The organism is Microbacterium sp. JZ70, assembly GCF_053903225.1.
In genome coordinates, this window is record NZ_CP096405.1 from 968,224 (window position 1) to 989,692 (window position 21,469).

The 21,469-nt window shown below is 71.9% G+C and carries 15 protein-coding genes; 7 read left to right on the plus strand and 8 right to left on the minus strand.

Features of this window, described 5'->3' with window-relative positions; all coding sequences use genetic code 11:
• Positions 1-3 precede the first annotated feature (3 nt).
• Positions 4-1,059: an Rv2578c family radical SAM protein gene (locus M1D46_RS04340; RefSeq protein ID WP_456286728.1), complete on the minus strand. Its 1,056-nt coding sequence runs from the start codon at positions 1,057-1,059 to the stop codon at positions 4-6.
• A gap of 105 nt (positions 1,060-1,164) precedes the next feature.
• Between M1D46_RS04340 and M1D46_RS04345 the strand changes: the two genes are divergently transcribed.
• Entirely contained in the window at positions 1,165-2,148 is a 984-nt protein-coding gene (locus M1D46_RS04345; RefSeq protein WP_456286729.1) for a M15 family metallopeptidase, read from the plus strand.
• 10 nt (positions 2,149-2,158) lie between these two features.
• On the opposite strand, the gene M1D46_RS04350 is transcribed toward M1D46_RS04345, so the two are convergent.
• From M1D46_RS04350 to M1D46_RS04375, 6 genes are read right to left on the minus strand one after another with little or no spacing between them, the layout of a single operon-like run.
• Positions 2,159-2,998, minus strand: coding sequence for a siderophore-interacting protein (locus M1D46_RS04350; RefSeq protein WP_456286730.1), 840 nt, complete (start codon positions 2,996-2,998; stop codon positions 2,159-2,161).
• Between the two features lie 22 nt (positions 2,999-3,020).
• The gene (locus M1D46_RS04355) at positions 3,021-3,833 is read right to left on the minus strand and encodes an energy-coupling factor transporter transmembrane component T (RefSeq protein ID WP_456286731.1); all 813 of its coding nucleotides are present in this window, start codon (positions 3,831-3,833) and stop codon (positions 3,021-3,023) included.
• Positions 3,830-5,533 carry an ABC transporter ATP-binding protein gene (locus M1D46_RS04360; protein ID WP_456286732.1) on the minus strand — a complete coding sequence of 568 codons (1,704 nt, stop codon included), beginning with the start codon at positions 5,531-5,533 and terminating at the stop codon, positions 3,830-3,832. The genes M1D46_RS04355 and M1D46_RS04360 overlap by 4 nt, the downstream gene beginning before the upstream one ends.
• 45 nt (positions 5,534-5,578) lie before the next feature.
• The gene (locus tag M1D46_RS04365; protein WP_324012805.1) at positions 5,579-6,145 is read right to left on the minus strand and encodes an ECF transporter S component; all 567 of its coding nucleotides are present in this window, start codon (positions 6,143-6,145) and stop codon (positions 5,579-5,581) included.
• A gap of 20 nt (positions 6,146-6,165) precedes the next feature.
• Positions 6,166-7,152: a pirin family protein gene (locus tag M1D46_RS04370; protein ID WP_456286733.1), complete on the minus strand. Its 987-nt coding sequence runs from the start codon at positions 7,150-7,152 to the stop codon at positions 6,166-6,168.
• Positions 7,149-7,487: a GNAT family N-acetyltransferase gene (locus M1D46_RS04375; RefSeq protein WP_271173511.1), complete on the minus strand. Its 339-nt coding sequence runs from the start codon at positions 7,485-7,487 to the stop codon at positions 7,149-7,151. The genes M1D46_RS04370 and M1D46_RS04375 overlap by 4 nt, the downstream gene beginning before the upstream one ends.
• A gap of 86 nt (positions 7,488-7,573) precedes the next feature.
• Here M1D46_RS04375 and recQ point away from each other — a divergent pair, with 86 nt between their 5' ends.
• The 6 genes from recQ (at position 7,574) to M1D46_RS04405 (ending at position 19,399) form a co-directional block, all read left to right on the plus strand.
• On the plus strand, positions 7,574-9,568 hold the full coding sequence (gene recQ / locus M1D46_RS04380; RefSeq protein ID WP_456286734.1) for a DNA helicase RecQ: 1,995 nt from the start codon (positions 7,574-7,576) through the stop codon (positions 9,566-9,568).
• Between the two features lie 141 nt (positions 9,569-9,709).
• Entirely contained in the window at positions 9,710-13,585 is a 3,876-nt protein-coding gene (locus M1D46_RS04385; RefSeq protein ID WP_456286735.1) for a choice-of-anchor G family protein, read from the plus strand.
• A 141-nt stretch (positions 13,586-13,726) separates the two neighbouring features.
• Complete coding sequence (locus M1D46_RS04390; RefSeq protein WP_271173514.1) at positions 13,727-14,476, plus strand: DUF5819 family protein; 750 nt, start codon at positions 13,727-13,729, stop codon at positions 14,474-14,476.
• Positions 14,473-15,663, plus strand: coding sequence for an HTTM domain-containing protein (locus M1D46_RS04395; RefSeq protein ID WP_456284495.1), 1,191 nt, complete (start codon positions 14,473-14,475; stop codon positions 15,661-15,663). Before M1D46_RS04390 ends, M1D46_RS04395 begins: the two co-directional genes overlap by 4 nt.
• A 75-nt stretch (positions 15,664-15,738) precedes the next feature.
• A complete protein-coding gene (locus M1D46_RS04400; protein WP_456286736.1) occupies positions 15,739-17,163 on the plus strand; it encodes a DUF222 domain-containing protein in 1,425 nt (474 codons plus the stop codon).
• A 169-nt stretch (positions 17,164-17,332) separates the two neighbouring features.
• Positions 17,333-19,399: an acyl-CoA dehydrogenase family protein gene (locus tag M1D46_RS04405; protein WP_421075053.1), complete on the plus strand. Its 2,067-nt coding sequence runs from the start codon at positions 17,333-17,335 to the stop codon at positions 19,397-19,399.
• Positions 19,400-19,409: 10 nt separating this feature from the next.
• Here the strand turns inward: M1D46_RS04405 and M1D46_RS04410 are convergent, their stop codons facing one another.
• Positions 19,410-21,461 carry a SpoIIE family protein phosphatase gene (locus M1D46_RS04410; protein WP_456286737.1) on the minus strand — a complete coding sequence of 684 codons (2,052 nt, stop codon included), beginning with the start codon at positions 21,459-21,461 and terminating at the stop codon, positions 19,410-19,412.
• Positions 21,462-21,469: the final 8 nt, after the last annotated feature.

The following is a 21,469-nucleotide window of genomic DNA, read 5'->3' on the forward strand; positions in this document are numbered from 1 at the left end:
CCCTCAGAACAGCGTGGGCGCCGCCGCCGGAGCCGAGCGCGTCTCGATGAACCGCGGCGCCGCGCGCGGCGCGACGCGTGTGCGCGGGGGCTCTTCCTCCTCGGCGTAGCCGTTCAGTCCGTGCGCGCGGATGAGCGGGCGGATGCGCTGCGCGAGCCACGTGCGGTACCCCTTCGGCGCCTCGACGGATGCCCCGGGATAGAGCCCGCGATACGCGGGGACGAGGTCGGGATGCTCGCGCTGCAGCCACTGGAAGAACCACGGCTTGACGCCGGGCCGCAGATGAAGTGCGCCGTACACGACCCGGTGCGCTCCCGACGCCTTCACGCGCGCGAGCGCATCGTCGAGCGCTTCGACCGAGTCGCTGAGGTGCGGCACGATCGGCATGAGGAAGACCTGCACCCGGAATCCGAGGTCGGCCGCCGCGCGGACCGTGTCGAGCCGCGCCTGCGCCGAGGGTGTCCCCGGCTCGATCGCGTGCTGGAGCGCATCGTCGTAGACGGCGATCGACATCGCGAGCGAGATGTCGACATCCGCCCTCCGCCTCGCGAGCTGCGGGAGATCCCGCCGCAGCAGCGTGCCCTTCGTGAGGATCGAGAACGGCGTCCCCGAGTCCGCGAGCGCATCGATGATGTCGGGCATGAGCCGGTAGCGCCCCTCCGCCCGCTGGTACGGGTCGGTGTTCGTGCCGAGCGCGACGTGCTCGCGCTGCCACGACGGGCGGGAGAGCTCGCGGCGCAGCACCTCTGCGACATTCACCTTCACGATGATCTGGGAGTCGAAGTCGCGCCCGGCGTCGAGCTCGAGGTACTCGTGCGTTCCGCGAGCGAAGCAGTACACGCAGGCATGGCTGCAGCCCCGGTACGGGTTGATCGTCCAGTCGAACGGCATCGAGCTCGGCCCGGGAACGTGGTTCAGTGCCGACTTGGCCATCACCTCGTGGAACGTCATGCCCGCGAACTCGGGTGTGGTGACGGTCCGCACTCCGGCGTCGACGCGGTCGAGACCGGGGAGTGCCGATGCGTCCACGGCACCCAGACGCTGCCCCTGCCACCTCATCCCTCCATAGAACAGATATCCGAAACTGATGTCAAGTCCATACTGGACAGAAGTTCGATCCGGGGAGTCGGAGGATCGTCAGGGTCGGGTCGCGACAATGGGGGCATGACGAACGGGCGCTATGCACGGCGCCGCGGGCTCGTCGCGCGACATGCGGCGCGGCCGCCGCGGCTGCTCTCAGGGCGCGGCCTCGTCGTGCTCGCGACCGCAGCGGGCGTCGTCGCCGCGTGCGTCCTGGGTGCCGTCTGGTCGGTCGCCCACGACGAGCGCCCCGCGCACGCGTCGTCGGCGCAGACGGCGTCGCCGGCGCCCGTCGAGACGCCTCCCGGCTCGATCGAGTCGCTGCCCGTGCCGCAGTTCGAGGTGGTCGTCGCGGAGGATCCGTGCGCGTCGCCCGCCGCAGCGGCGGCCGGAGACGCCGCCGCGGTCATCGCCGCGTTCGGCGGAGCGGAGGAGTTCCGCGCGGCGGCGGCCGAGGGTGCCTCGTGCATCCGCCTCGACGACCCGACGCAGCCCTGGGTCGTCGTGAACAAGCAGCGGCCCGTGAACCCGATCGACTACGCGCCCGAGGTGATGGTGCCCGCGGGCACGCGGAGCCTCGTCGGCGGCGGGCTGCGGCCGGATGCGGCCGCCGCGCTCGACGCGCTCGTGGCGGATGCCGCCGCATCGGGCGCGGGGGACGTGGCGCTCCAGAGCGGGTACCGCTCGTATCAGACCCAGGTCAGCACGTTCCAGGGGCAGATCGGCGCGCTCGGAGAGGAGGGCGCCGAGGCGATCTCCGCGCGCCCGGGCTTCAGCGAGCACCAGCTCGGTCTCGCCGCCGACGTCGTGGCCTGCACGTCGGGCAGCTGCGGCACGATCTACGACATCGCCGGCACGCCGCAGGGCGACTGGATCGTCGAGAACGCGTGGCGGCACGGCTGGATCGTCCGCTACGAGAGCGGGCACACCGACACGACCGGCTACAACCCGGAGCCGTGGCACCTGCGCTATATCGGGGTCGAGCTCGCGCAGGCCTACCACGAGGGCGGCTACCACACGCTCGAGGAGTTCTTCGGGCTCCCGGCCGCACCCGACTACGCCGACTGAGCGGCTTCGGTCACCCGCCCGCGCCGGCCCCGACCCGCCAGTATCCGCAGAAGCCGATATCGGCCTTGTCGACGCCGCGCTCGTGGACGAGGAGCCGTCGCGCGCCGGTGGCGAGCTGCTGCTCCCCGACCAGGAAGGCGTGGAAGCGCTCGGTCGGGAGCGCGGCATCGCGCAGCGCCGCGAGGGCGGCGGCGCCCGGGCGGGCGTGCGGATCCTCGCGGATGACCCAGTGCACGGCGACTCCCTCGGGGTGCGCGAAGGGGAGCGCGTCGTCGTGCGACGGCACCTCGATGATCGCGAGGCCGGTCGCGTCGGCGGGGAGCGATGCGCAGATGCCCGCGATCGCCGGCGCCCCCGTCTCATCCGAGACGAGCACCACGCGATCGGTGCCGCGCTCGGGATGGAAGACGAGGCCCTCGTCGATGATCGCGACGTCCTCGCCCGGCTGCGCGGCGACGGCCCAGCTCGGCGCAGGGCCCATCGAGCCGTCCGGAGCCTCGTGCACGACGAAGTCGACGTCCAGCTCGGCGCCCGCCGCGCCATCCGCCGGGCGGAACGCGCGCACGGTGTAGCTGCGCATCGCGGGCCGCATCCCCTCGGGGATCCGCAGGAACTTCAGGTACCCGAAGAGGCGGTTCGCCTTCGCGGGCACCCGCTCGAGCCCCGCCTCCCCGTGCACGGGGAGGAAGATCCGGAACCACTGGTCGTAGCCCATCGGGCGGAAGCGCGCGATGTCGCCGCCGCCGAGGGTGACGCGCATCCAGTGCGGGGAGAGTTGCTGTGTGCGCAGCACGGTCAGGCGCAGCAGCTCCTGCGTCTCGGGCTTCACGAGTCGGCTGGCGACGGCCATGGCGTTCCTTCGGGTCGGGGCGTCACCCGAACGGGCGGATGAGCGCGATGAGCAGGGCGGTGCACGCCCAGAAGGCGAGGACGAAGACGGTGTCGCGGGCGCGCCAGAGCACGACGTGCCGCTCGGTGCGCGTGCGATGGGCGCCGAACGCGCGCGCATCCATGGCCAGAGCGACGCGCTCGGCATGCCGGATGGCTCCCGCGAGCAGCGGCACGATGGTGCCGAATCCGCGTCGCACGGCCGCGAGCGGGCCCCGGCCGCCGTGGTGCCCGCGCACGCGGTGGGCCGCGCGGATGAGCTCGAGCTCGTGCCGGAACCGGGGCACGAACCGGTACGCGGCGAGCGCCGCGTAGCCGATGCGGTACGGCAGCCGGAGCGTCCGGATCGCGGCGCGCACGAGATCGGGCCCCTCGGTCGTCGCGCCCCCGATGAGCGCGAGGGCGAGGAGCGCCGCGAGGCGCAGCGACGTCGCGAAGCCGACGGCCAGCGCTCCCGCGTGCAGCCGCCATCCGCCGATCTCCGCGACGACGGGTGTCCCCGCGACACTCGCGGCGTCGGTCCAGATCGAGAACCCCGCGCCGACCGCGAGCACCATCGCGGGCAGGGCGATGCCGAGCAGGAGCGCGACGCGTCGCGTGAGGCGGGCGCCCGCGAGCATGAGCGCGCACGCGAGCGCGAGGAAGGCGGCGGGGGTCGCGAGGTCGCGGCTCAGCAGCACGATCGCCATCGCGGGCAGCGGGGCGGCGATCTTCGCGAGCGGATTGAGGGCGAGGAGGGGAGGGCGGCGGCGGACGGATGGCGCGGTGCGCGCGACCGAGGACGAGGCTATCGTCACGCGGGCACCTCCGCCTCGAGCGCGGCCGCTGCCGCGGGGTGCGCTGCGAGCACGCGCCGCAGGGGCGGCGGGCGCAGACCGGCGCGCGCGAGCAGCCCCGCGTCGTCGAGCACATCCGCCGCCGTGCCGAACCCGACGACTGTGCCGTCCGCGACGACGGCGACGTGCGTCGCGTGCTGCTCGACGACGGAGAGGTCGTGCGTCACGATGACGACGGTCGTCCCCGCCTCGTGCAGGCGCGTGAGGATGCCGAGCAGCTCCTCGGCGCGTGCGCGGTCCTGGCCGAAGGTCGGCTCGTCGAGCACGAGCACGCTGGGCGCCGTGATGAGGGCGGTCCCCACCGACAGGCGCCGCTTCTGTCCTCCGGAGAGGCGGAACGGGTGCGCGTCGGCATGCGCGGTCAGGCCGAAGCGCTCGAGCATGTCGCCGACGCGCTCTCGGATCTCGGGCTCGGGAACCCGCCGGATGCGCAGCCCGTGCGCGAGCTCGTCGAAGACCGTGTGCGCGATGAACTGGTGCTCGGGGTTCTGGAAGACGAAGCCCACCCGCGCGGAGATCTCGCGTGCCGACGCGCGCCCGACATCGAGGCCGTGCACGCTCACACTCCGCTTCGGCGGGGCGACGACGCCCGCGATCGCCTGCACGAGCGTCGTCTTGCCCGCACCGTTCGGGCCGACGACGGCTGTGAACGATCCCGCGGGAAGATCGAGATCGACGTCGCGGATGGCGACGGTGCGGCCCCGGCGGACGGTGAGACCGCGCACGCTCACGGCGGTGCCGCGAGCCTCGACACCTCGGGCGGTCGCGGCGGGGCACGGTGCGATGCCCGACGGTGGCTCCTGCCCGTTCAGCGCCGAAGCGAGCTCATCGGGAGTGAGCGGCAGGGCGTCGAACCGCCATCCCTGCCGCTCGAGGCGGCGTGCGGCGATGAGGGCGGCTGGGAGCCAGACGCCCATCCGCTCGAGCGCGTCGACGTGCGTGCGTAGGACCTCGGCCACCGGTCCGTCGAACGCGAGCCGGCCGGAGGCATCGAGCACGATCACGCGCGTCGCGAGGGCGACCGCGGCGTCGAGATCGTGCTCGATGAGCACGATCGCCCGGTCTCCGGCGGACACGAGATCGTGCAGCGCCTCGTACACGTCGGCGACGCCCTGCGGATCGAGGTTCGCGGTCGGCTCGTCCAGGACGACGACGTCGGCGCGCGCCGCGAGTGCGCACGCGATCGCGAGGCGCTGGCGACCGCCGCCCGACAGGGCATCGGGGTCGAGGTCGCGCTGCTCCCACAGCCCGACGCGGCGCAGGGCCGCCTCGGAGCGGGAGAGCACCTCGTCGACGGGGAGCAGGAGGTTCTCGAGGGTGAACGCGACCTCGTCGAGCACGGTCGCGGTGACGACCTGGGCGTCGGGATCCTGGAACACGATGCCCACGCGCGTGCTGAGCCGGGCCGGCGAGCTGTCGCGGGTGTCGATGCCGTCGACCTCGACCGTGCCGGCGAGATCGGCGTCGATCGCGTGCGGGATGAGCCCGTCGAGCGTGAGCGCGAGCGTCGACTTGCCCGAGCCGCTCGGTCCGAGGACGAGCACGACCTCTCCGCGCCGGACCTCGAACGTCACGCCGTCGGGTGCGCGTCGCTCGCTTTCCGGATAGGCGACCGAGACCTCGCGCACGCGCAGGAGCGTCTCGTCGTCGGCGGGGGTCACCCCACCAATTTAGCCTTACCTAACCTGAGTGAGCGGTCTGTCGGCTCACGGGGTCCGCGCGGGCTGCCTCCGTGGCGTCGCGACGCCGGCGCGTCGGAGGCCGGCGCCGACGGCGAGCCCCACGAGCGTCCAGGCGAGCGGCCCGAGCACCGAGAGCACGAGGTAGGCGACCTGCGCCCAGGTAGGAAGGGCGGCGATGTCGGCGGCCAGTGCGACGATGACCGCCACGAAGACGCCGATCGCCGCACCGGAGAGGAGGAAGCGCCACCACGACCACGCGCGATAGCGGAACAGGGCGGCGACGCCCTCCTGCAGACCGCCGAAGAGCAGCGCCGTCATGAGGAACTGGAGCGTGAACGGCGGCGCGACCGCGGCGCTCACGAGCGCGGCGAGCACGTGCGCGAGAAGGGCGACCCAGGGCATCCGGAGCAGCTCCTGCGCGACGATGCCCGGGAGCACGTGCACGCCGAGGAGGAACCCGTAGATGATCGGCGCCCCGGCCAGCACCGGCGTGACGAGCCATCCCTCGATGCCGCCGAGAGCGCCGGTCGCGACCCCGATCGCGGCGCAGACGAGCAGGACGCGCGTGGACAGGGCGGAGTTGCGGGGCACGAAGCCCAGCCTAAGTCCGCTCAGATGCGACGGCGCCGAGTGGTCAGGCGGACGTTCGGCAGGGGAGGGGCCGGTATGCGCTGCTCGGGCGGATGGCCCTCGACCGTGCCGAAGCGGGGCCCCGCCGCCTCCCACTCCTCTCGCGCGACGGCGATCTCGTCGTGCGATCGCCCCACGAAGTTCCACCACATGACGATGTCGTCGGGGAAGGGCTCGCCGCCGATGAGGAACAGGAGGGCGCCCTCCTCCGTCGCGAGCTCGATCTCGTCGCGGTGCACGCCGAGGTAGAGGAGATCCTGCGCCCGCACGGGCGTCTCCTCGAGGTCGGAACCGGTCACGACTCGGAGGTCGCCCTCGATGCCGATGACGGCGTGCTCCCACTCGTGCTGCAGCGGAACGCGCACGCGAGAGCGGGGCGGGAGCGAGATCTCGGCGCCGACGATGGGCGTGTGCATGGTCGCCGGTGAGGTGACTCCGGCGAGCTCGCCGACCACGACGGTCGCCTGCGCCGCGTCGCCGTCGCGGGTCGGGAGCGACAGGGTCGGCAGGCGGTCGTGCCGCTCGAACGCGGGGCCGCCGTGGCGGCGCTCCTCGGGCAGCGCGACCCACAGCTGCAGGGCGTCCAGCGGCACAGCGCCCTCGCCGAGCGAGTACTCCGAGTGCGAGATGCCCGCCCCCGCGGTCATGATGTTGAGCGAGCCGCGGCGGACGACGACGTCGCTGCCGATGCTGTCGCGGTGGTGCACCTCGCCGACGAGCGGCCAGGTTACCGTCTGGAGCCCGATGTGCGGGTGCGGGTCGACGCGCATGACGGCCTCCTGCGGACCGAAGCGGTCGAGGAAGCACCAGGCGCCCACGGTCGGGAGCTCGCGCTGCGGCAGCGAGCGGTGCACCTCCATCGCACGCACCCCGCCCAGCGGGACCTCCCGCGCGGCGAGGAGCACGGCCCGCGGGCCGTCGCACCGGGTCGAGCCGCTCTCCTCGACGCCGGCGTCGAGCCGGGTCATCCCGGCTGCTCTCCCGGGGTCGCGGCGTCGTGCGGCGTGCCGTCGGGCCACTGCACGACCGCGCCGGAGACCTCGTTCTCCTTGAGGTACTTCGCGATGAAGGGGCACAGCGGGATGATCGTGTCGCCGCGGCGGGCCACATCGGCGAGGGCGTCGGATGCGAGCATCTCGCCGTACCCGCGGCCCCGGAACTCGCGCTCCACGACCGTGTGCGTGAACCGGATCCGGCCCGTTCCCTGCTCGAACTCCGCGTAGCCCGCGACGACGCCCGCTTCGCCGTCGTGAAGCTCGTACCTGCTCAGCTCGTCGTTCCGGGTGACCGTGAGATCGCTCATGGGCGCTCCTTTCCTGGGGCTTCCACGCTAGGGCAGATCCCGGGCGCCGGGGCCGGATGTCGCGGGTCGTCTTTAGACTCGAGGGCATGCCCGCGCATCTGCAGAGCGACCCCCAGGGCGATCCGTGGATCGTCGCGCGCATCCCCGACGACGACAGCTGGGTTCCGCCGGAGGAGCCGTACGACGACGGCCCGCCGGAGGGATGGATCCCGCCGGATGACGCGCCCCGGGCGCCCCGCGAGCCGTCGCGCGCGCCGCAGGCGGCGCCATCCCGCTTCCCCCGTGCGATCGACGCGCTGCGCACGGTCTACGGCTACGAGTCGTTCCGCGGCGATCAGGAGGCGATCGTCGAGCAGGTCATCGCGGGCGGCGATGCCGTCGTGCTCATGCCGACCGGTGGCGGCAAGAGCGTCTGCTACCAGGTGCCGGCGCTCGTGCGCGAGGGCACGGGGCTCGTCGTGTCGCCGCTCATCGCGCTCATGCACGACCAGGTCGACGCGCTGCGCGCGAACGGCGTGCGGGCCGCGTACCTCAACTCCACGCAGGCGCCCGACGAGCGCGCCGCGGTCGAGCGCGCGTACCTCGCGGGTGAGCTCGACCTGCTTTATGTGGCGCCCGAGCGGCTGAACGGCGAGCAGACTCTCGCGCTGCTCGCGCGCGGAGCGCTCAGCGTGATCGCGATCGACGAAGCGCACTGCGTGAGCCAGTGGGGCCATGACTTCCGGCCCGACTACCTCGCGCTGGGCGGGCTCGCCGAGCGCTTCCCCGGCGTTCCGCGGATGGCGCTGACGGCCACCGCCACGCGCGAGACGCACCGCGAGATCACGGAGCGGCTGCGCCTCCCCGAGGCCAAGCACTTCGTCGCGAGCTTCGATCGACCGAACATCCGCTACCGCATCGAGCCGAAGACCGACGTCCGTCGCCAGCTGCTGCAGTTCATCCGCTCGCAGCCCGAGGGATCGGCTGGCATCGTCTACGCGCTGAGCCGCAAGTCCGTCGAGCAGGTCGCGGCGTTCCTCGCCCAGCAGGGGATCGACGCCATCCCGTATCACGCGGGTCTCGACGCGCGGGTGCGCGCGGCGCACCAGGCGCGGTTCCTCCGCGAGGACGGCGTGGTGGTCGTCGCGACGATCGCGTTCGGCATGGGCATCGACAAGCCCGATGTCCGCTTCGTGGCGCACGTCGATCTGCCGAAGTCGGTCGAGGGCTACTACCAGGAGACCGGGCGCGCGGGTCGGGACGGCGAGCCGTCGGTCGCGTGGATGGCCTACGGCCTGGGTGACGTCGTGCAGCAGCGGCGGATGATCCAGCAGAGCGACGGCGACCGCGCCATCCAGCAGCGCCAGGGGCAGCATCTCGACGCGATGCTCGCGCTGTGCGAGACGGTCTCGTGCCGTCGGCAGAATCTGCTCGGCTACTTCGGGCAGGAGTCGGGCCCCTGCGGCAACTGCGACACGTGCCTCGAGCCGCCCGAGACGTGGGATGGCCTCATCGCGGCGCAGAAGCTCCTCTCGACGGTCGTGCGCCTGAAGCGCGAGCGCGGCCAGTCGTACGGCGCGGGCCACATCATCGACATCCTGCGCGGGGCGTCGACGGATCGCATCCGGAAGTTCGGGCACGAGTCGCTCTCGACGTACGGGATCGGGCAGGACCTCTCCGAGCAGGACTGGCGCAGCGTCATCCGACAGCTCCTCGCGCGAGGCCTGCTCGCGGCCGAGGGCGAGTACGGCACCCTGGCGCTGAGCCCGGCGTCCGCGGGCGTCCTCCGAGGCGAGACGGCGGTGCCGCTGCGGAAGGACGTCATCGGGCGCGCGTCGCGCGGTCCCCAGCGCAAGGCGAGTGCCGCCGATGCGCTCGCGCCCGAGAATCGTGATCTGTTCGAGACGTTGCGAGCCTGGCGGGCGGAGACGGCCCGCGAGCAGGGCGTTCCCGCGTACATCGTCTTCGGCGACGCGACCCTGCGTGCACTGGCGGAGATCCGCCCCACGACGCTGTCGCAGCTCGACGGCGTCACCGGCATCGGCGCCAAGAAGCGCGATGCCTACGGCGAGGCCGTGCTCGCCGTCATCGCGCGGCATTAGGCGACTCGCCGCGTCACAACCGGTATCCCATACTGGACACGCGTACTGATATAACGCCATACTCAAATTCGACGTGTGTGCACAGTGTGCCCGGGGGGTGCCCGTGCATGGCGTTCTCCCTACCCCAGAACCAGGAGACCCATGGATAACTCGACTGCGGGCGCGAGAGCGCCCCGCAAGCGAAGGCTCGCGCCTATCGCGACGCTGGCCGCGGCCAGCCTCGTCGCGGGCGGCGTCGCCTACGCGGCGAATGTGAACACGACAGGCGCGGCGAACGCCGACACCATCGCGACCGAGGCTGACTCGGCGGCGCACGGCCACCTGATCTGGGCCGAAGGGCTCGGACTGGACGTGGCCGGCGCCGGCAGCTCCTTCAGCCAGCTCTCTGCGGAGGGCCCCCGGGAGGAGCGCTCGCCGCTCGACCTCGAGGTGCTCGGTCTGGTCAACCTCGGGCTGGGAGTCGACCTCCCGCTCGTGAAGCCGGATGCATCGTCGCCCGGCCTTCTCGAGCTCGGCGCGATCGGCGTCGCGGAGAGCTACTCGTCGTCGCCGACCCTCGACCGCTCGATCGCGGCCTCCGGTCTGCTCGGCGAGAACGGGGCGCTCGATCTCTCGGCGTACGACTCGGTCGGCCAGCCTGCGAGTCTCGACCTCACGGCGCTGCTCTCGCAGATCATCAGCGAGGAGCTGACGGACACCGTCCTGAGTGAGGCCGGCATCACGATCGGCGCCGTAGGGTCGCAGATCGAGAAGAACGGCACCGACGTCACGTCGCTCTACCGCATCGCCGACCTTCAGCTGAACCTGACGAGCCCTGTGCTCGCCGACACCACCACGCTCGTCGACAACGTGCTGGACCCGGTGCTTGCGCCGGTGAACGCGCTCGTGGGCGAGGGCGGGGCGATCTCGACCCTCGTCACCTCGCTGGTGTCGGCGCTCGACGCGATCAGCCTCCCGCTGGTCGGCGGGATCGACGCGTCGGTGGCTGAGCTCGGGCTCGACACCACGGCGCTGACGAACTCCCTTCAGACCGAGCTCCTGGCGGCGCCGCTCGACAACTCGACCGCAACCGAGCCGGCCTCGGTCTCGATCGATCTCAGCAACGGCTCGATCAGCGTGGATCTCGGTGCGCTCCTGCTTCAGGCGGGCGGCTACACCGACCTCAATGACCTGCCGGCGAACACCTCGGTGCTCACCGACGAGGTCGTCAACGCCGTTGTCGGCGGAGTGACGGACGCTCTCACCGGTACGGGACCGAACTCGCTGACGACGAAGCTGACGAACCTCATCTCCGACGGCATCTACGGTGTCGGCGTCAACCTGGACCTCAACCTCGCGGTCTCGCTCCTCGGCATTCCTGCGACCAACACCACGGTGTCGCTTCAGGGCGATGGGGGCGGTCAGGCGACGCTCGGCGGCGTGCTCGGTGTCGAGGGGTACGCTCCGGCGAGCCTCGAGATCGCGGATGAGGGCATCCTCGGTGGTCTTCTGGGCCTGGTCACGCCTCTCCTGGACCCGGTCGTCGGCCAGCTCGGCGGCATCCTCCAGCCGGTGATCGACACCCTGGTGACGAATCTCAGCACCACGGTGAACGGCGTCGTCAACCCGATCGTGACCAACCTGATGGACAACGCGCTCGAGCCCGTTCTCTCGCAGGTCGCCGAGCTCACGATCAACGAGCAGCCTGCCGAGGGCGACCTCGGCGCCGGCAGCTCGACGGTTCGTGCGCTGAGCGTCAACCTGCTTCCGATCCTCGGTGACGCGTCGGTGACGCTGGAGCTGGGCTCCTCGTCCGTCCGCGCCCTGGACGTGGTCGTCTACGACACGTCGATCACGGCAGAGCCGGGTTCGGTTGAGGCAGGCGAGACCGTGACGATCACGGGCGCCGGCTTCGCTCCTAACGAGACGGTGACGATCACGATCGACGGTGTGGTGGTCGGCACCGCAACCACAGACGCAGATGCGGACGGCGACGGTTTCGCGGAGTTCACGTTCGACTACACGGTTCCTGCTGACGCGGAGCCCCAGGCTGGCGTTGTGGTCGTCGCCGAGGGTGACGTCTCGCAGACGCCGGCCCAGGACACGTTCGACATCGTCGAGGGCAATGCAGAGGTCGACGCCACGGCTGACACCTCGGCTGCGGCTGACGCTGATGTGAATGCGTCGGCTTCGGCGTCGGCTTCGGCGAACGCGGATGACAACAGCAACGCGTCGGCTCAGGTTGCGGCGCAGGCTGCGGCTCTTGCGGACGCGACGACGGACGCCTCGGCTGCGGCTGACGCGACGGCTGCTGCGGCTGCCCAGGCGGCGGCGACGGCTGATGCTTCGTCGGACGCTTCGACGACGGCTGACTCCGACGTGACCGCTGCGGCTCAGGCTGCTGCGCAGTCGTCGGCTGAGGCTGACTCGCAGGCGGACGCCACGGCTGCTGCCAACGCGGACGCTTCGTCGGCCGCTGCGGTCGCTTCGAACGCCGACTCGTCGTCGGACGCCTCGGTCAACGCCGCCGCGAACGCTGACGCGGATGTGAACGCTTCGGCTTCGGCGTCGGCTTCGGCGAACGCGGATGACAACAGCAACGCGTCGGCTCAGGTTGCGGCGCAGGCTGCGGCTCTTGCGGACGCGACGACGGACGCCTCGGCTGCGGCTGACGCGACGGCTGCTGCGGCTGCTCAGGCGGCGGCGACGGCTGATGCTTCGTCGGACGCTTCGACGACGGCTGACTCCGACGTGACCGCTGCGGCTCAGGCTGCTGCGCAGTCGTCGGCTGAGGCTGACTCGCAGGCGGACGCCACGGCTGCTGCCAACGCGGACGCTTCGTCGGCCGCTGCGGTCGCTTCGAACGCCGACTCGTCGTCGGACGCCTCGGTCAACGCCGCCGCGAACGCTGACGCGGATGTGAACGCTTCGGCTTCGGCGTCGGCTTCGGCGAACGCGGATGACAACAGCAACGCGTCGGCTCAGGTTGCGGCGCAGGCTGCGGCTCTTGCGGACGCGACGACGGACGCCTCGGCTGCGGCTGACGCGACGGCTGCTGCGGCTGCTCAGGCGGCGGCGACGGCTGACGCTTCGTCGGACGCTTCGACGACGGCTGACTCCGACGTGACCGCTGCGGCTCAGGCTGCTGCGCAGTCGTCGGCTGAGGCTGACTCGCAGGCGGACGCCACGGCTGCCGCCAACGCGAACGCCTCCGCGGCTGCCGCGGCGGCATCCAACGCCGACTCGTCGACGAACGCCTCGGCTGAGGCCGCTGCCAACGCCGACGCGACGGCTGACGCCACCGCTGCTGCGACGGCTGACGCCACCGCTGCTGCCACGGCTGACGCGACTGCTGAGGCTTCGGCTGACGCCACGGCTGAGGCTTCGGCTGACGCGACCGCTGAGGCTTCGGCTGACGCGACCGCGGAGGCTTCGGCTGACGCGACCGCTGAGGCCTCGGCTGACGCGACCGCTGAGGCTTCGGCTGACGCGACCGCGGAGGCTTCGGCTTCGGCTGATGCCAACGCCGCCGCAGAGGCCTCGGCCGCTGCCGACAGCTCGTCCGCCTCGGACAGCGACTCGGCTTCGGACAGCGACTCGTCGGCGACGGCCTCGGCCAACGCCAACGCGTCGAGCGACTCCGACGGCAGCGCGATCTCGATGGAGCTCGAGCACGACCGCCGCATGGTCGGGCAGGTGCAGATCGCCTACGGTCACGGCTTCGAGCCGGGTGAGACCGTCGAGGCGACGATGTACTCGACGCCGCACGAGCTGGGCACCCAGGTGGCTGACGAGAACGGCGACGTGACCTTCACGTGGACGATCAAGTCGGGCACGCCCACGGGCGACCACCGTGTCGAGCTCGTCGGCGCGACGTCCGGCTCGGTCGACGCGACCTTCGAGGTCTACGCGAAGTCCGGTCAGCTCTCGCCCACGGGCGGCGACCTGGCCCTCCCGCTCGGCGGTCTCGCCGCAGCGATGCTTCTCGGAAGCGCCGCCATCTGGATGATGGTGCGCCGCCGCGGAGCGGACGTCTGATCCAGACGTGAGAGCCGGGTGCTTCGGGCTGGCAAGGCCCGAAGCACCCGGTAACCTTTTGGGATATCGGCAGTGCCCCGGTGAACGCTCACCGGGGCACAGTCGGTTGGCAAGGAACTCCGGCCAGGGGAGGCGGCACCAGTGCCCGAAAAGACCGTCCCACGACGACGTGTGTACACGCGCGTCGTGATGATCCTCGCGGTGGCCTTCACGGCCTGGCACGTCTTCGCGTCGTTCCTCTGGATCGCGCCGTGGTCGCCGCTGCGCGAGGTCGTCTCGCAGAAGGCCCTCTCGGCGTACATGCTCCCGTTCTTCGGTCAGTCGTGGAGCGTCTTCGCCCCCGAGCCCATCAACGGCGACTACCGGTTCGAGGTCCGCGCGATCGTCGACGGGCAGGAGACCGAGTGGGTCAGCGCGAGCGACGTCGAGCTCTCGATGATCCGCTACAACCTCTTCACGCCGCGCGCCGGCATCCAGGCGATGGATGTCTCGAGCCAGCTCAAGGGCGCCTGGGCCGATCTCAACGACGATCAGAAGGCCGTCGCCGAGCTCAACTACTTCAAGGACGACTGGGAGGCGCGGATGTCCGAGGCCATGACGGCGTACGGCGACGCGGAGGTCGTCGACGCGTACGTCGCTCAGGAGCACCGCGCGACCGCCTACGCGACGCAGGTCGCCCTCGCGGTGTGGGGCGACGACGTCGAGCGGGTCCAGTACCAGGCCACGCGGCAGAACGTCATCCCGTTCGCCGATCGCCACGACCCCGAAGCCGAGCGCCCGGCCATCCAGTACTCGCCGACCGGATGGCGCGGGCTCGTGGTGAACGACGGGCAGTCCCAGCAGGCCTTCGAGGACGTCTTCCTCCCCGCCTACGAGCGGATGGCCGAATGAGCGCGCGCGAGAAGGCCGGGATCGCGGATCGCCTCGGCGAGGTGCGCACGATCGCCGCCCGCACGCCGCGCGCGCTCGGTCGTCTCGTCTCCGAGCTGCTGCGCATCGTGTGGGATGTCGCCCGGCGCGCGTGGCTCTTCACGGAGGCGTGGCTCCTCGACTCCAAGAAGTCGCTCTACGGGATCGCCGTCACGCGCATCCTGCTCGGCCTCACCGGCGTCGGCCTGCTCCTCACGAACTTCTCGACCCGCCTCTACACCTTCGGCTCGGGGTCGGCATGGAACGGCGAGGCTGCCGAGCCGGTCAGCGACTTCCCGAAGATCTGGCTGTTCGGACTGTTCGACAGCGTGCGCCTCGACGACGGCCTCTTCACGGTCCTGTACCTCGTGCTGCTTGCGCTGGCCGTGCTGTTCACGCTCGGATGGCGCTTCAAGATCGTGCTGCCGGTCTACTTCGTGCTGTGGGTCAGCTTCATCGAGATGAACGACGCCGTGGGTGACCAGGGCGACAACATGTACCGGATCGTGCTGATTCTGCTCTTCTTCGCCGACCCCGCCGCCCGCTGGTCGCTCGACGCCCGCCGTCGCGCGCGGGGCGGCGACCGGACCATCCTGCCGCGCGAGATCAGCAACCTCCTCCACAACCTCGCCCTCGTCGCGATGACGGCGCAGGTCTGCTTCGTGTACGTCTCGGGCGGCCTGTACAAGGCCGGCGGCGACCCCTGGTCAGGCGGCTACGCGGTGTACAACCCGCTCATGACCGAGCGCTTCGGCACGTGGCCCGTGCTGAGCGAGCTCATCACCGCATGGGGCCCGGCGGTGACGATCGCGAGCTGGGGGTCGATCATCCTGCAGATCGCCTTCCCGTTCATGCTCCTGTCGCGCCCCACCCGCATCCTCGCGCTCTTCGGCATCATGAGCTTCCACATCGGCATCGGCGTGCTGATGGGCCTGCCGTGGTTCTCGCTCGCGATGATCGGCATCGACTTCATCTTCATCCGCGACCGCACATGGCAGCGCGCGCTCGAGATCGTGAAGGGCAGCTTCCGCAGCGACGACGACGCGAAGCGGGAAGCGGCAGCGGAGACCGAGCCCGCATCAGAGGCGGACCCCGTCGTGAGCGACGATCGCGCGGAGCGCGGGCGGCCGGTCGGCGCGGGAGGCGGAGTGCGCGCCCGACGTCGCTAGCGCCGTTATCGATTCGTTACCTGCTGATGATGCGAATCTCTGTACGAATGTCGGGATCCAGAGTAGCATAGAGGCATGGAACGAATGTTCCCCGCGATCGATGAGGATCTGCGGGAGGCCTGCGAGGCACTCGAGCGGGTGTGCGACCGGCTCGAGCCCGGCGGTGCGGCTCCCGGCGAGCTGTCGTCGCTCCTCGCTCGCTTCGGCGAGGTGAAGCGGAGAGCGGATGCGGGGTTCGCGGCGGTCGCTGCGGAGGTCTCGCGGCAGTCCCGGCGAGAGCTCGGCAAGGACGGGTTCGCGCGCCGGCAGGGGTTCTCCTCACCCGCGGCCCTGATCTCGGCGGAGACCGGGGCCGCGACCGCGGAGGCTGCCCGGCTCATCCAGGTCGGCGAGGCGATCGCGCCGCGCGCCAACCTGGTCGGGGAGACCCTTCCCGCGAAGCATCCGCACGTCGCGGCCGCGATGCGGGCGGGCCTGCTCGGGATGGCGTCGGCCGGCGCGATCATCTCGCTGCTCGACCGAGTGGTCGTGCGCGCCGGAACGGCGGCGTGCGAGCGGATGGAGGAGATGCTCGTCGAGCACGCTCACGGCCTCACGAGCGACGCGCTGCGGAAGCTCCTCCTCGAGGCCGAGGCCCGTCTCGATCCCGACGGCGCGGCGCCCCGCGAGGGCGCGGCGCACGCGGCCCGTCGTCTCACGTTCCGCCGCGACCGCGACGGCGGCGTCTCGTTCTCCGGCTGGCTGGATGCGGAGTCCGCCGCACCGGTGCTGACGGCGATCGACTCGTCGGTCACGGGCATCCTGCGTCGCAGAGAGCAGTGCGCCGATGAGGCCATGCGCGACGACCGCTCGGTCGTGCAGATGCAGGCCGACGTGCTGGTCGACCTGGCCCGCCACGGGCTCGGCTGCGAGCAGGTGCCGACGCGGCCCACATCGACCGTCGTGGTGCGGATGGCGCTGGATGACCTCCTGGCCGCGACGGGCGTCCGCCCCCTCGGCGAGGACGCCGCGGAGGTGCGCGTGCCGGGCGAGCCGGACGGGGTCGCGGGGTGCGCGGTCGGATTCGCGACGATCGACGGCGTCGAGCAGCCGGTGACCGCCGGGATGGTGCGGAGGATGGCCGCCGATGCCGACATCATCCCCATGGTGCTCGGCACGGGAAGCGAATGCCTCGACGTGGGCTACCGCTATCGGTCTTTCACTCCCGCGCAGCGGATCGCCCTCGCGGAGCGCGACGGCGGGTGCGCGTTCTGCGGAGCGCCCCCGGGGCACACGGTCGCGCACCACATCCGATGGTGGTCGCAGGGCGGTCGCACGGATCTCGGCAACGGCATCCTCCTGTGCACGCGATGTCACCATCGGATCCACGACGACGGGTGGGAGATCCGGATCGAGGGGGTCGGCCGCGACGGCATCCCGTGGTTCATCCCACCCGCGTGGCTCGATCCGCTGCGCGCGCCGCGCATGGGCGGCCGGGCGCGCTACGCCCTCACCGCCTGAGCGCGGAGGCGGCGGCGGACCACCGTCGTCCGCATCTGTCGCCGACGGACAACGCCGCGGCCGTGCGCCGCCGGGCCGTGCTGTGCGCCCTGGACAAACTCCCGGACGCGTCGTTGTCGAGCGCCTAGCGTGAAAGACATCCTTCCCACCCCGCAGAAGAGGTGTGCCCATGGTCGACACAGTCGTTCGTCCCGCTCAGCCTGGCTCGCGTCCGGTCGCCGCAGAAGCCGACGACGCCCGCATCGACATCCCGGCCGTGACCCGGATGCTCCTCGGCACCTGGGCGGACATCCGGCTCGAGGCGCGCGAGATGATCAAGGACTCGGCGTTCTGGCGCATCGACGGCCTCAGCCACCACGCGCACCGCGAGCGCGTCCTCGAGCAGACGCAGCTGCTGGCGGACGCCGGCGCCGGAGCCCGTGCGTACCCGACCGAGTACGGCGGTCGGAACACGAACGGCGGCAACCTCGCCGGCTTCGAGGAGCTCGTCCTCGCCGACCCGAGCCTGCAGATCAAGTCGGGTGTGCAGTGGGGGCTCTTCGGGAGTGCGGTCCTGCAGCTCGGGACGAAGAAGCACCACGACCGCTGGCTGCGCGACATCATGAGCCTCAAGATCCCCGGCGCATTCGCGATGACCGAGAGCGGGCACGGCTCCGACGTGCAGTCGATCGGGACCACCGCCACCTACGACCCTGAGACGGAGGAGTTCGTCATCCACACGCCGTTCCGCGGCGCCTGGAAGGACTACCTCGGCAACGCGGCCGTGCACGGCAAGGCGGCGACGGTCTTCGCGCAGCTCATCTCGAAGGGCGTCAACTACGGCGTGCACTGCTTCTTCGTGCCGATCCGCGACGACAACGGGGTCTTCCTCCCGGGCGTCGGCGGCGAGGACGACGGCGTCAAGGGCGGCCTCAACGGCGTCGACAACGGGCGCCTGCACTTCGACCACGTCCGCGTGCCGCGCGAGAACCTCCTGAACCGCTACGGCGACGTCGCCCCCGACGGCACGTACTCGAGCCCGATCGCGAGCCCCGGCCGCCGCTTCTTCACGATGCTCGGCGCGCTCGTGCAGGGCCGCGTCTCGCTCGATGGGTCCGCCACCTGGGCGTCGGGCCTCGCGCTCAAGATCGCCGTCACGTACGGCAATCAGCGCCGGCAGTTCGACAGCGGAACGGGCGCCGGCGAGACCGTCCTCCTGGACTACGCCAAGCACCGCCGCCGCCTGCTCCCGCTCCTCGCGACGACCTACGCCCAGGCGTTCGCGCACGACGAGCTGCTCGTGAAGTTCGACGGCGTGTTCGGCGGCACCGCCGACACCGACGAGTCCCGTGAGGACCTTGAGACGCTGGCGGCGGCGCTCAAGCCGCTCTCGACCTGGCACGCGCTCGCGACCATCCAGGAGTGCCGCGAGGCCTGCGGCGGAGCGGGCTACATGGCGGAGAACCGCCTCGTTACCCTCCACCAGGACCTCGACGTCTACGTCACGTTCGAGGGCGACAACAACGTGCTCCTCCAGCTCGTCGGCAAGCGCCTGCTCTCGGACTACGGAAAGCAGTTCACGGGCAAGGACGCACGGGCGCTCGCGGCCTACGCGGTGGGCGAGACAGCCGACAAGATCTTCCACGGCGCGGGCCTGCGCCGGCTGGGGCAGGCGTTCGCCGACCTCGGCTCGACCGCGCGCTCGGTCGAGCTGGGGCTGCGCGCCCACGACCAGCAGGAGCTCCTCACCGATCGCGTCCAGCGGATGACGGCGGATGTCGCGGGCCGCCTGCGTCTCGCGTCTCGCCTCTCGCCCGCACAGGCGGCAGAGCTGTTCAACGAGAACCAGGTCGCCCTCCTCGAGGCCGCCCGCGCCCACGGCGAGCTGCTGCAGTGGGAGGCCTTCACCGATGCCGTGGAGCGCGTGGAGGACGAGGGCACCCGTCAGGTGCTCACGTGGCTCCGCGATCTCTTCGGCCTCGGGCTCATCGAGAAGCACCTCGCGTGGTACCTCCTGAACGGGCGCCTGTCGACGCAGCGCGCGGCGGCCGTGTCGAGCTACATCGACCGTCTCTGCGCGCGGCTCCGCCCGCACGCTCAGGACCTCGTCGACGCGTTCGGCTTCGAGCCGGAGCACGTCCGGGCGCCCATCGCTTCCGGGCAGGAGCAGGCGCGTCAGGAGGAGGCGGCGGCGTACTATGCGGCCCTCCGTGCCAGCGGCGAGGCCCCGGTCAAGGAGAAGAAGCCCGCGCGCTGACCGCCGCCGGTCAGCGCCTGCGGAGCGCGATCACGGTGAGGTCGTCGTCCGGCGTCCCGTGCGCCGCGAGCTCGACGACCGCCTCGACGGCCTCGGGCGCCGAACGCGCCGACGACACCCGGCGCCACACGGGCGCGAGGTCGTCGAGCCCGCCGCCGACCGCATCGAGCACGCCGTCGCTCACGACGAGCAGGGTCTCGCCGGGTGCCAGGCGCTCGGCGCCCGCCTCGCGCTGCTCCTCTGGCGCGATGCCGAGGGGCAGGCCGCCCGCGGGGAGGCGCCGGACGTCGCCCTCCGGCGGGACGATCGCCGCGAGCCCGTGGCCCGCGTCGGCGTAGGCGATCTCTCCGGTCGATGCGCGCACGAACGCGCGGAAGGCCGTCACGAAGGCACCCGCATTCGCGAGGTCGGCGTCCATGCGGCGCTCGGTCTCGACGAGCGGCCGCACGACCTCGCCGTCGGCGCTGTGGGCGCGCAGGAGCGAGCGGGTGGTCGCCGCGAGGATCGCCGCGCCCATGCCCTTGCCCATGACGTCCGCGAGCGTGATGACGGCGCCGTCCTCGACCTCGTGCCAGTCGTAGAAGTCGCCGCCCACCGAGCCGGCCGGCACGAAGCGCGCAGCGAGGCTGTAGCCGGGCAGCCGCGGCTGAGCGACCGGCAGGAGGGCCGCCTGCACCTGCGCGGCGCGCTCGAGCTCGGCGCGCTCGAGCGTGACGTCGCGGAGGACGGTGACGACGCCGCCTCCCGCGCGAGCGGGCAGCCGGGCCGTCGTGAACGCGACGGTGCGCTCGTCGGCGACCGGCGGCCGCACGAGAAGCGGCAGGTCCTTGACGTCCTCGCCCGCGAGCGAGCGGCGGAAGGGGAGCTCGTGGTCGGGCAGTGGGCTGCCGTCCAGATGACGGAGCCCCGCGAGGTCATCCGCGGCGGCCGTGCCTTCCGCGGGCTCTGCGTCGTCGCCGGTCAGGAGGCGCCGTGCCGCGGGATTGCGGACGACGATGCGGCCGTCGCGGTCGACGACCCGCACGCCCTCCGTCATCGTGTCGACGATCGTGCGCAGCAGCTCGGCCTGCGTCTGCGCGCCGTCGCGCGCCTCGCGCAGCGCCGTGGCGAGCGCGTGCCGGTCGTCCCTGTCGAGTGCGAGCGCGAGTCCGATCGTGCACACGAGCACGGTGTAGAGCTGGGCGACCGCGATCTGCGTCGTCGCGTCGTCGAGCCCGAGGAAGGGGCCGATGCCGCCGGCGGTGAGGGCGATCGCGACGACGGCGACGAGCGCCCCGTGTCCGATGACGAACCGCGCCGGAAGGCGCACGCCCGCCCAGCAGGCCAGCGTGAGCAGAGGGAAGACGACGGTCGGCTCGGCGAAACCCGCGAACCAGGCGGCGTGCACCGCGGGGGAGAGCACGAGCACCGCGAACCACTCGGGCGGGCGCGAGGCGAGGCCGCCACCGAGGTCGGACAGCCGGAGCACGGGGAGCCCCGCGCGCCGACGGCGCACGCTGTCGCCCACCATGAAGCCGAGGGGCACGAGCACGACGATGCTGCCGAGATTGCGCGCGCACCACAGGAGGACGACGTTCCACTGCCATCCGGTGCCCGAGAGGAGTCCGTCGACCTGGATGAGCGGCGACGAGATGAGCGGGCCGGCCACGGCCGCGAGCAGGAACCACCACAGCTCGCGGCGGTCGAGAAGGCGACCGGCGCGGCTGAACCAGACGCGCGGGCAGTGCCGCGCCAGCACCGCGCGGCACACGACGGCCTGCACGACGGCCGCGAGCCCGCCGAACACGCTCTGCAGCGGGGTGCCTCCGGTCGCCGAGACGACCGCCCACGTGAGGACCCCCATGAGCGCGAGGTCCACGGCGATCCACGGACGCCGCGCTCGCGCGACCATCCACAGCACCGAGACGCCGGCGGCCGGCCACACCATGCTGATCCCGCTGTCCGGCAGCACCGTCAGGCGCCCCGCGACCGCGGCGAGGGCGTACGCGAGGGCGAACCCCGCGAGCAGCGACGCCTCCGAGACGACCGTCACGGCCATCCGCGCGGGGCGGTTCGCGGTCATGGCGCTGT

What these genes read in the sequence shown, in the direction of transcription:
- M1D46_RS04340 (WP_456286728.1), bottom strand. Translation starts at nt 1,059, where the DNA reads ATGAGGTGGCAGGGGCAGCGTCTGGGTGCCGTGGACGCATCGGCACTC.
- M1D46_RS04345 (WP_456286729.1), top strand. Translation starts at nt 1,165, where the DNA reads ATGACGAACGGGCGCTATGCACGGCGCCGCGGGCTCGTCGCGCGACAT.
- M1D46_RS04350 (WP_456286730.1), bottom strand. Translation starts at nt 2,998, where the DNA reads ATGGCCGTCGCCAGCCGACTCGTGAAGCCCGAGACGCAGGAGCTGCTG.
- M1D46_RS04370 (WP_456286733.1), bottom strand. Translation starts at nt 7,152, where the DNA reads ATGACCCGGCTCGACGCCGGCGTCGAGGAGAGCGGCTCGACCCGGTGC.
- M1D46_RS04375 (WP_271173511.1), bottom strand. Translation starts at nt 7,487, where the DNA reads ATGAGCGATCTCACGGTCACCCGGAACGACGAGCTGAGCAGGTACGAG.
- recQ (WP_456286734.1), top strand. Translation starts at nt 7,574, where the DNA reads ATGCCCGCGCATCTGCAGAGCGACCCCCAGGGCGATCCGTGGATCGTC.
- M1D46_RS04385 (WP_456286735.1), top strand. Translation starts at nt 9,710, where the DNA reads ATGGATAACTCGACTGCGGGCGCGAGAGCGCCCCGCAAGCGAAGGCTC.
- M1D46_RS04395 (WP_456284495.1), top strand. Translation starts at nt 14,473, where the DNA reads ATGAGCGCGCGCGAGAAGGCCGGGATCGCGGATCGCCTCGGCGAGGTG.
- M1D46_RS04400 (WP_456286736.1), top strand. Translation starts at nt 15,739, where the DNA reads ATGGAACGAATGTTCCCCGCGATCGATGAGGATCTGCGGGAGGCCTGC.
- M1D46_RS04405 (WP_421075053.1), top strand. Translation starts at nt 17,333, where the DNA reads ATGGTCGACACAGTCGTTCGTCCCGCTCAGCCTGGCTCGCGTCCGGTC.
- M1D46_RS04410 (WP_456286737.1), bottom strand. Translation starts at nt 21,461, where the DNA reads ATGACCGCGAACCGCCCCGCGCGGATGGCCGTGACGGTCGTCTCGGAG.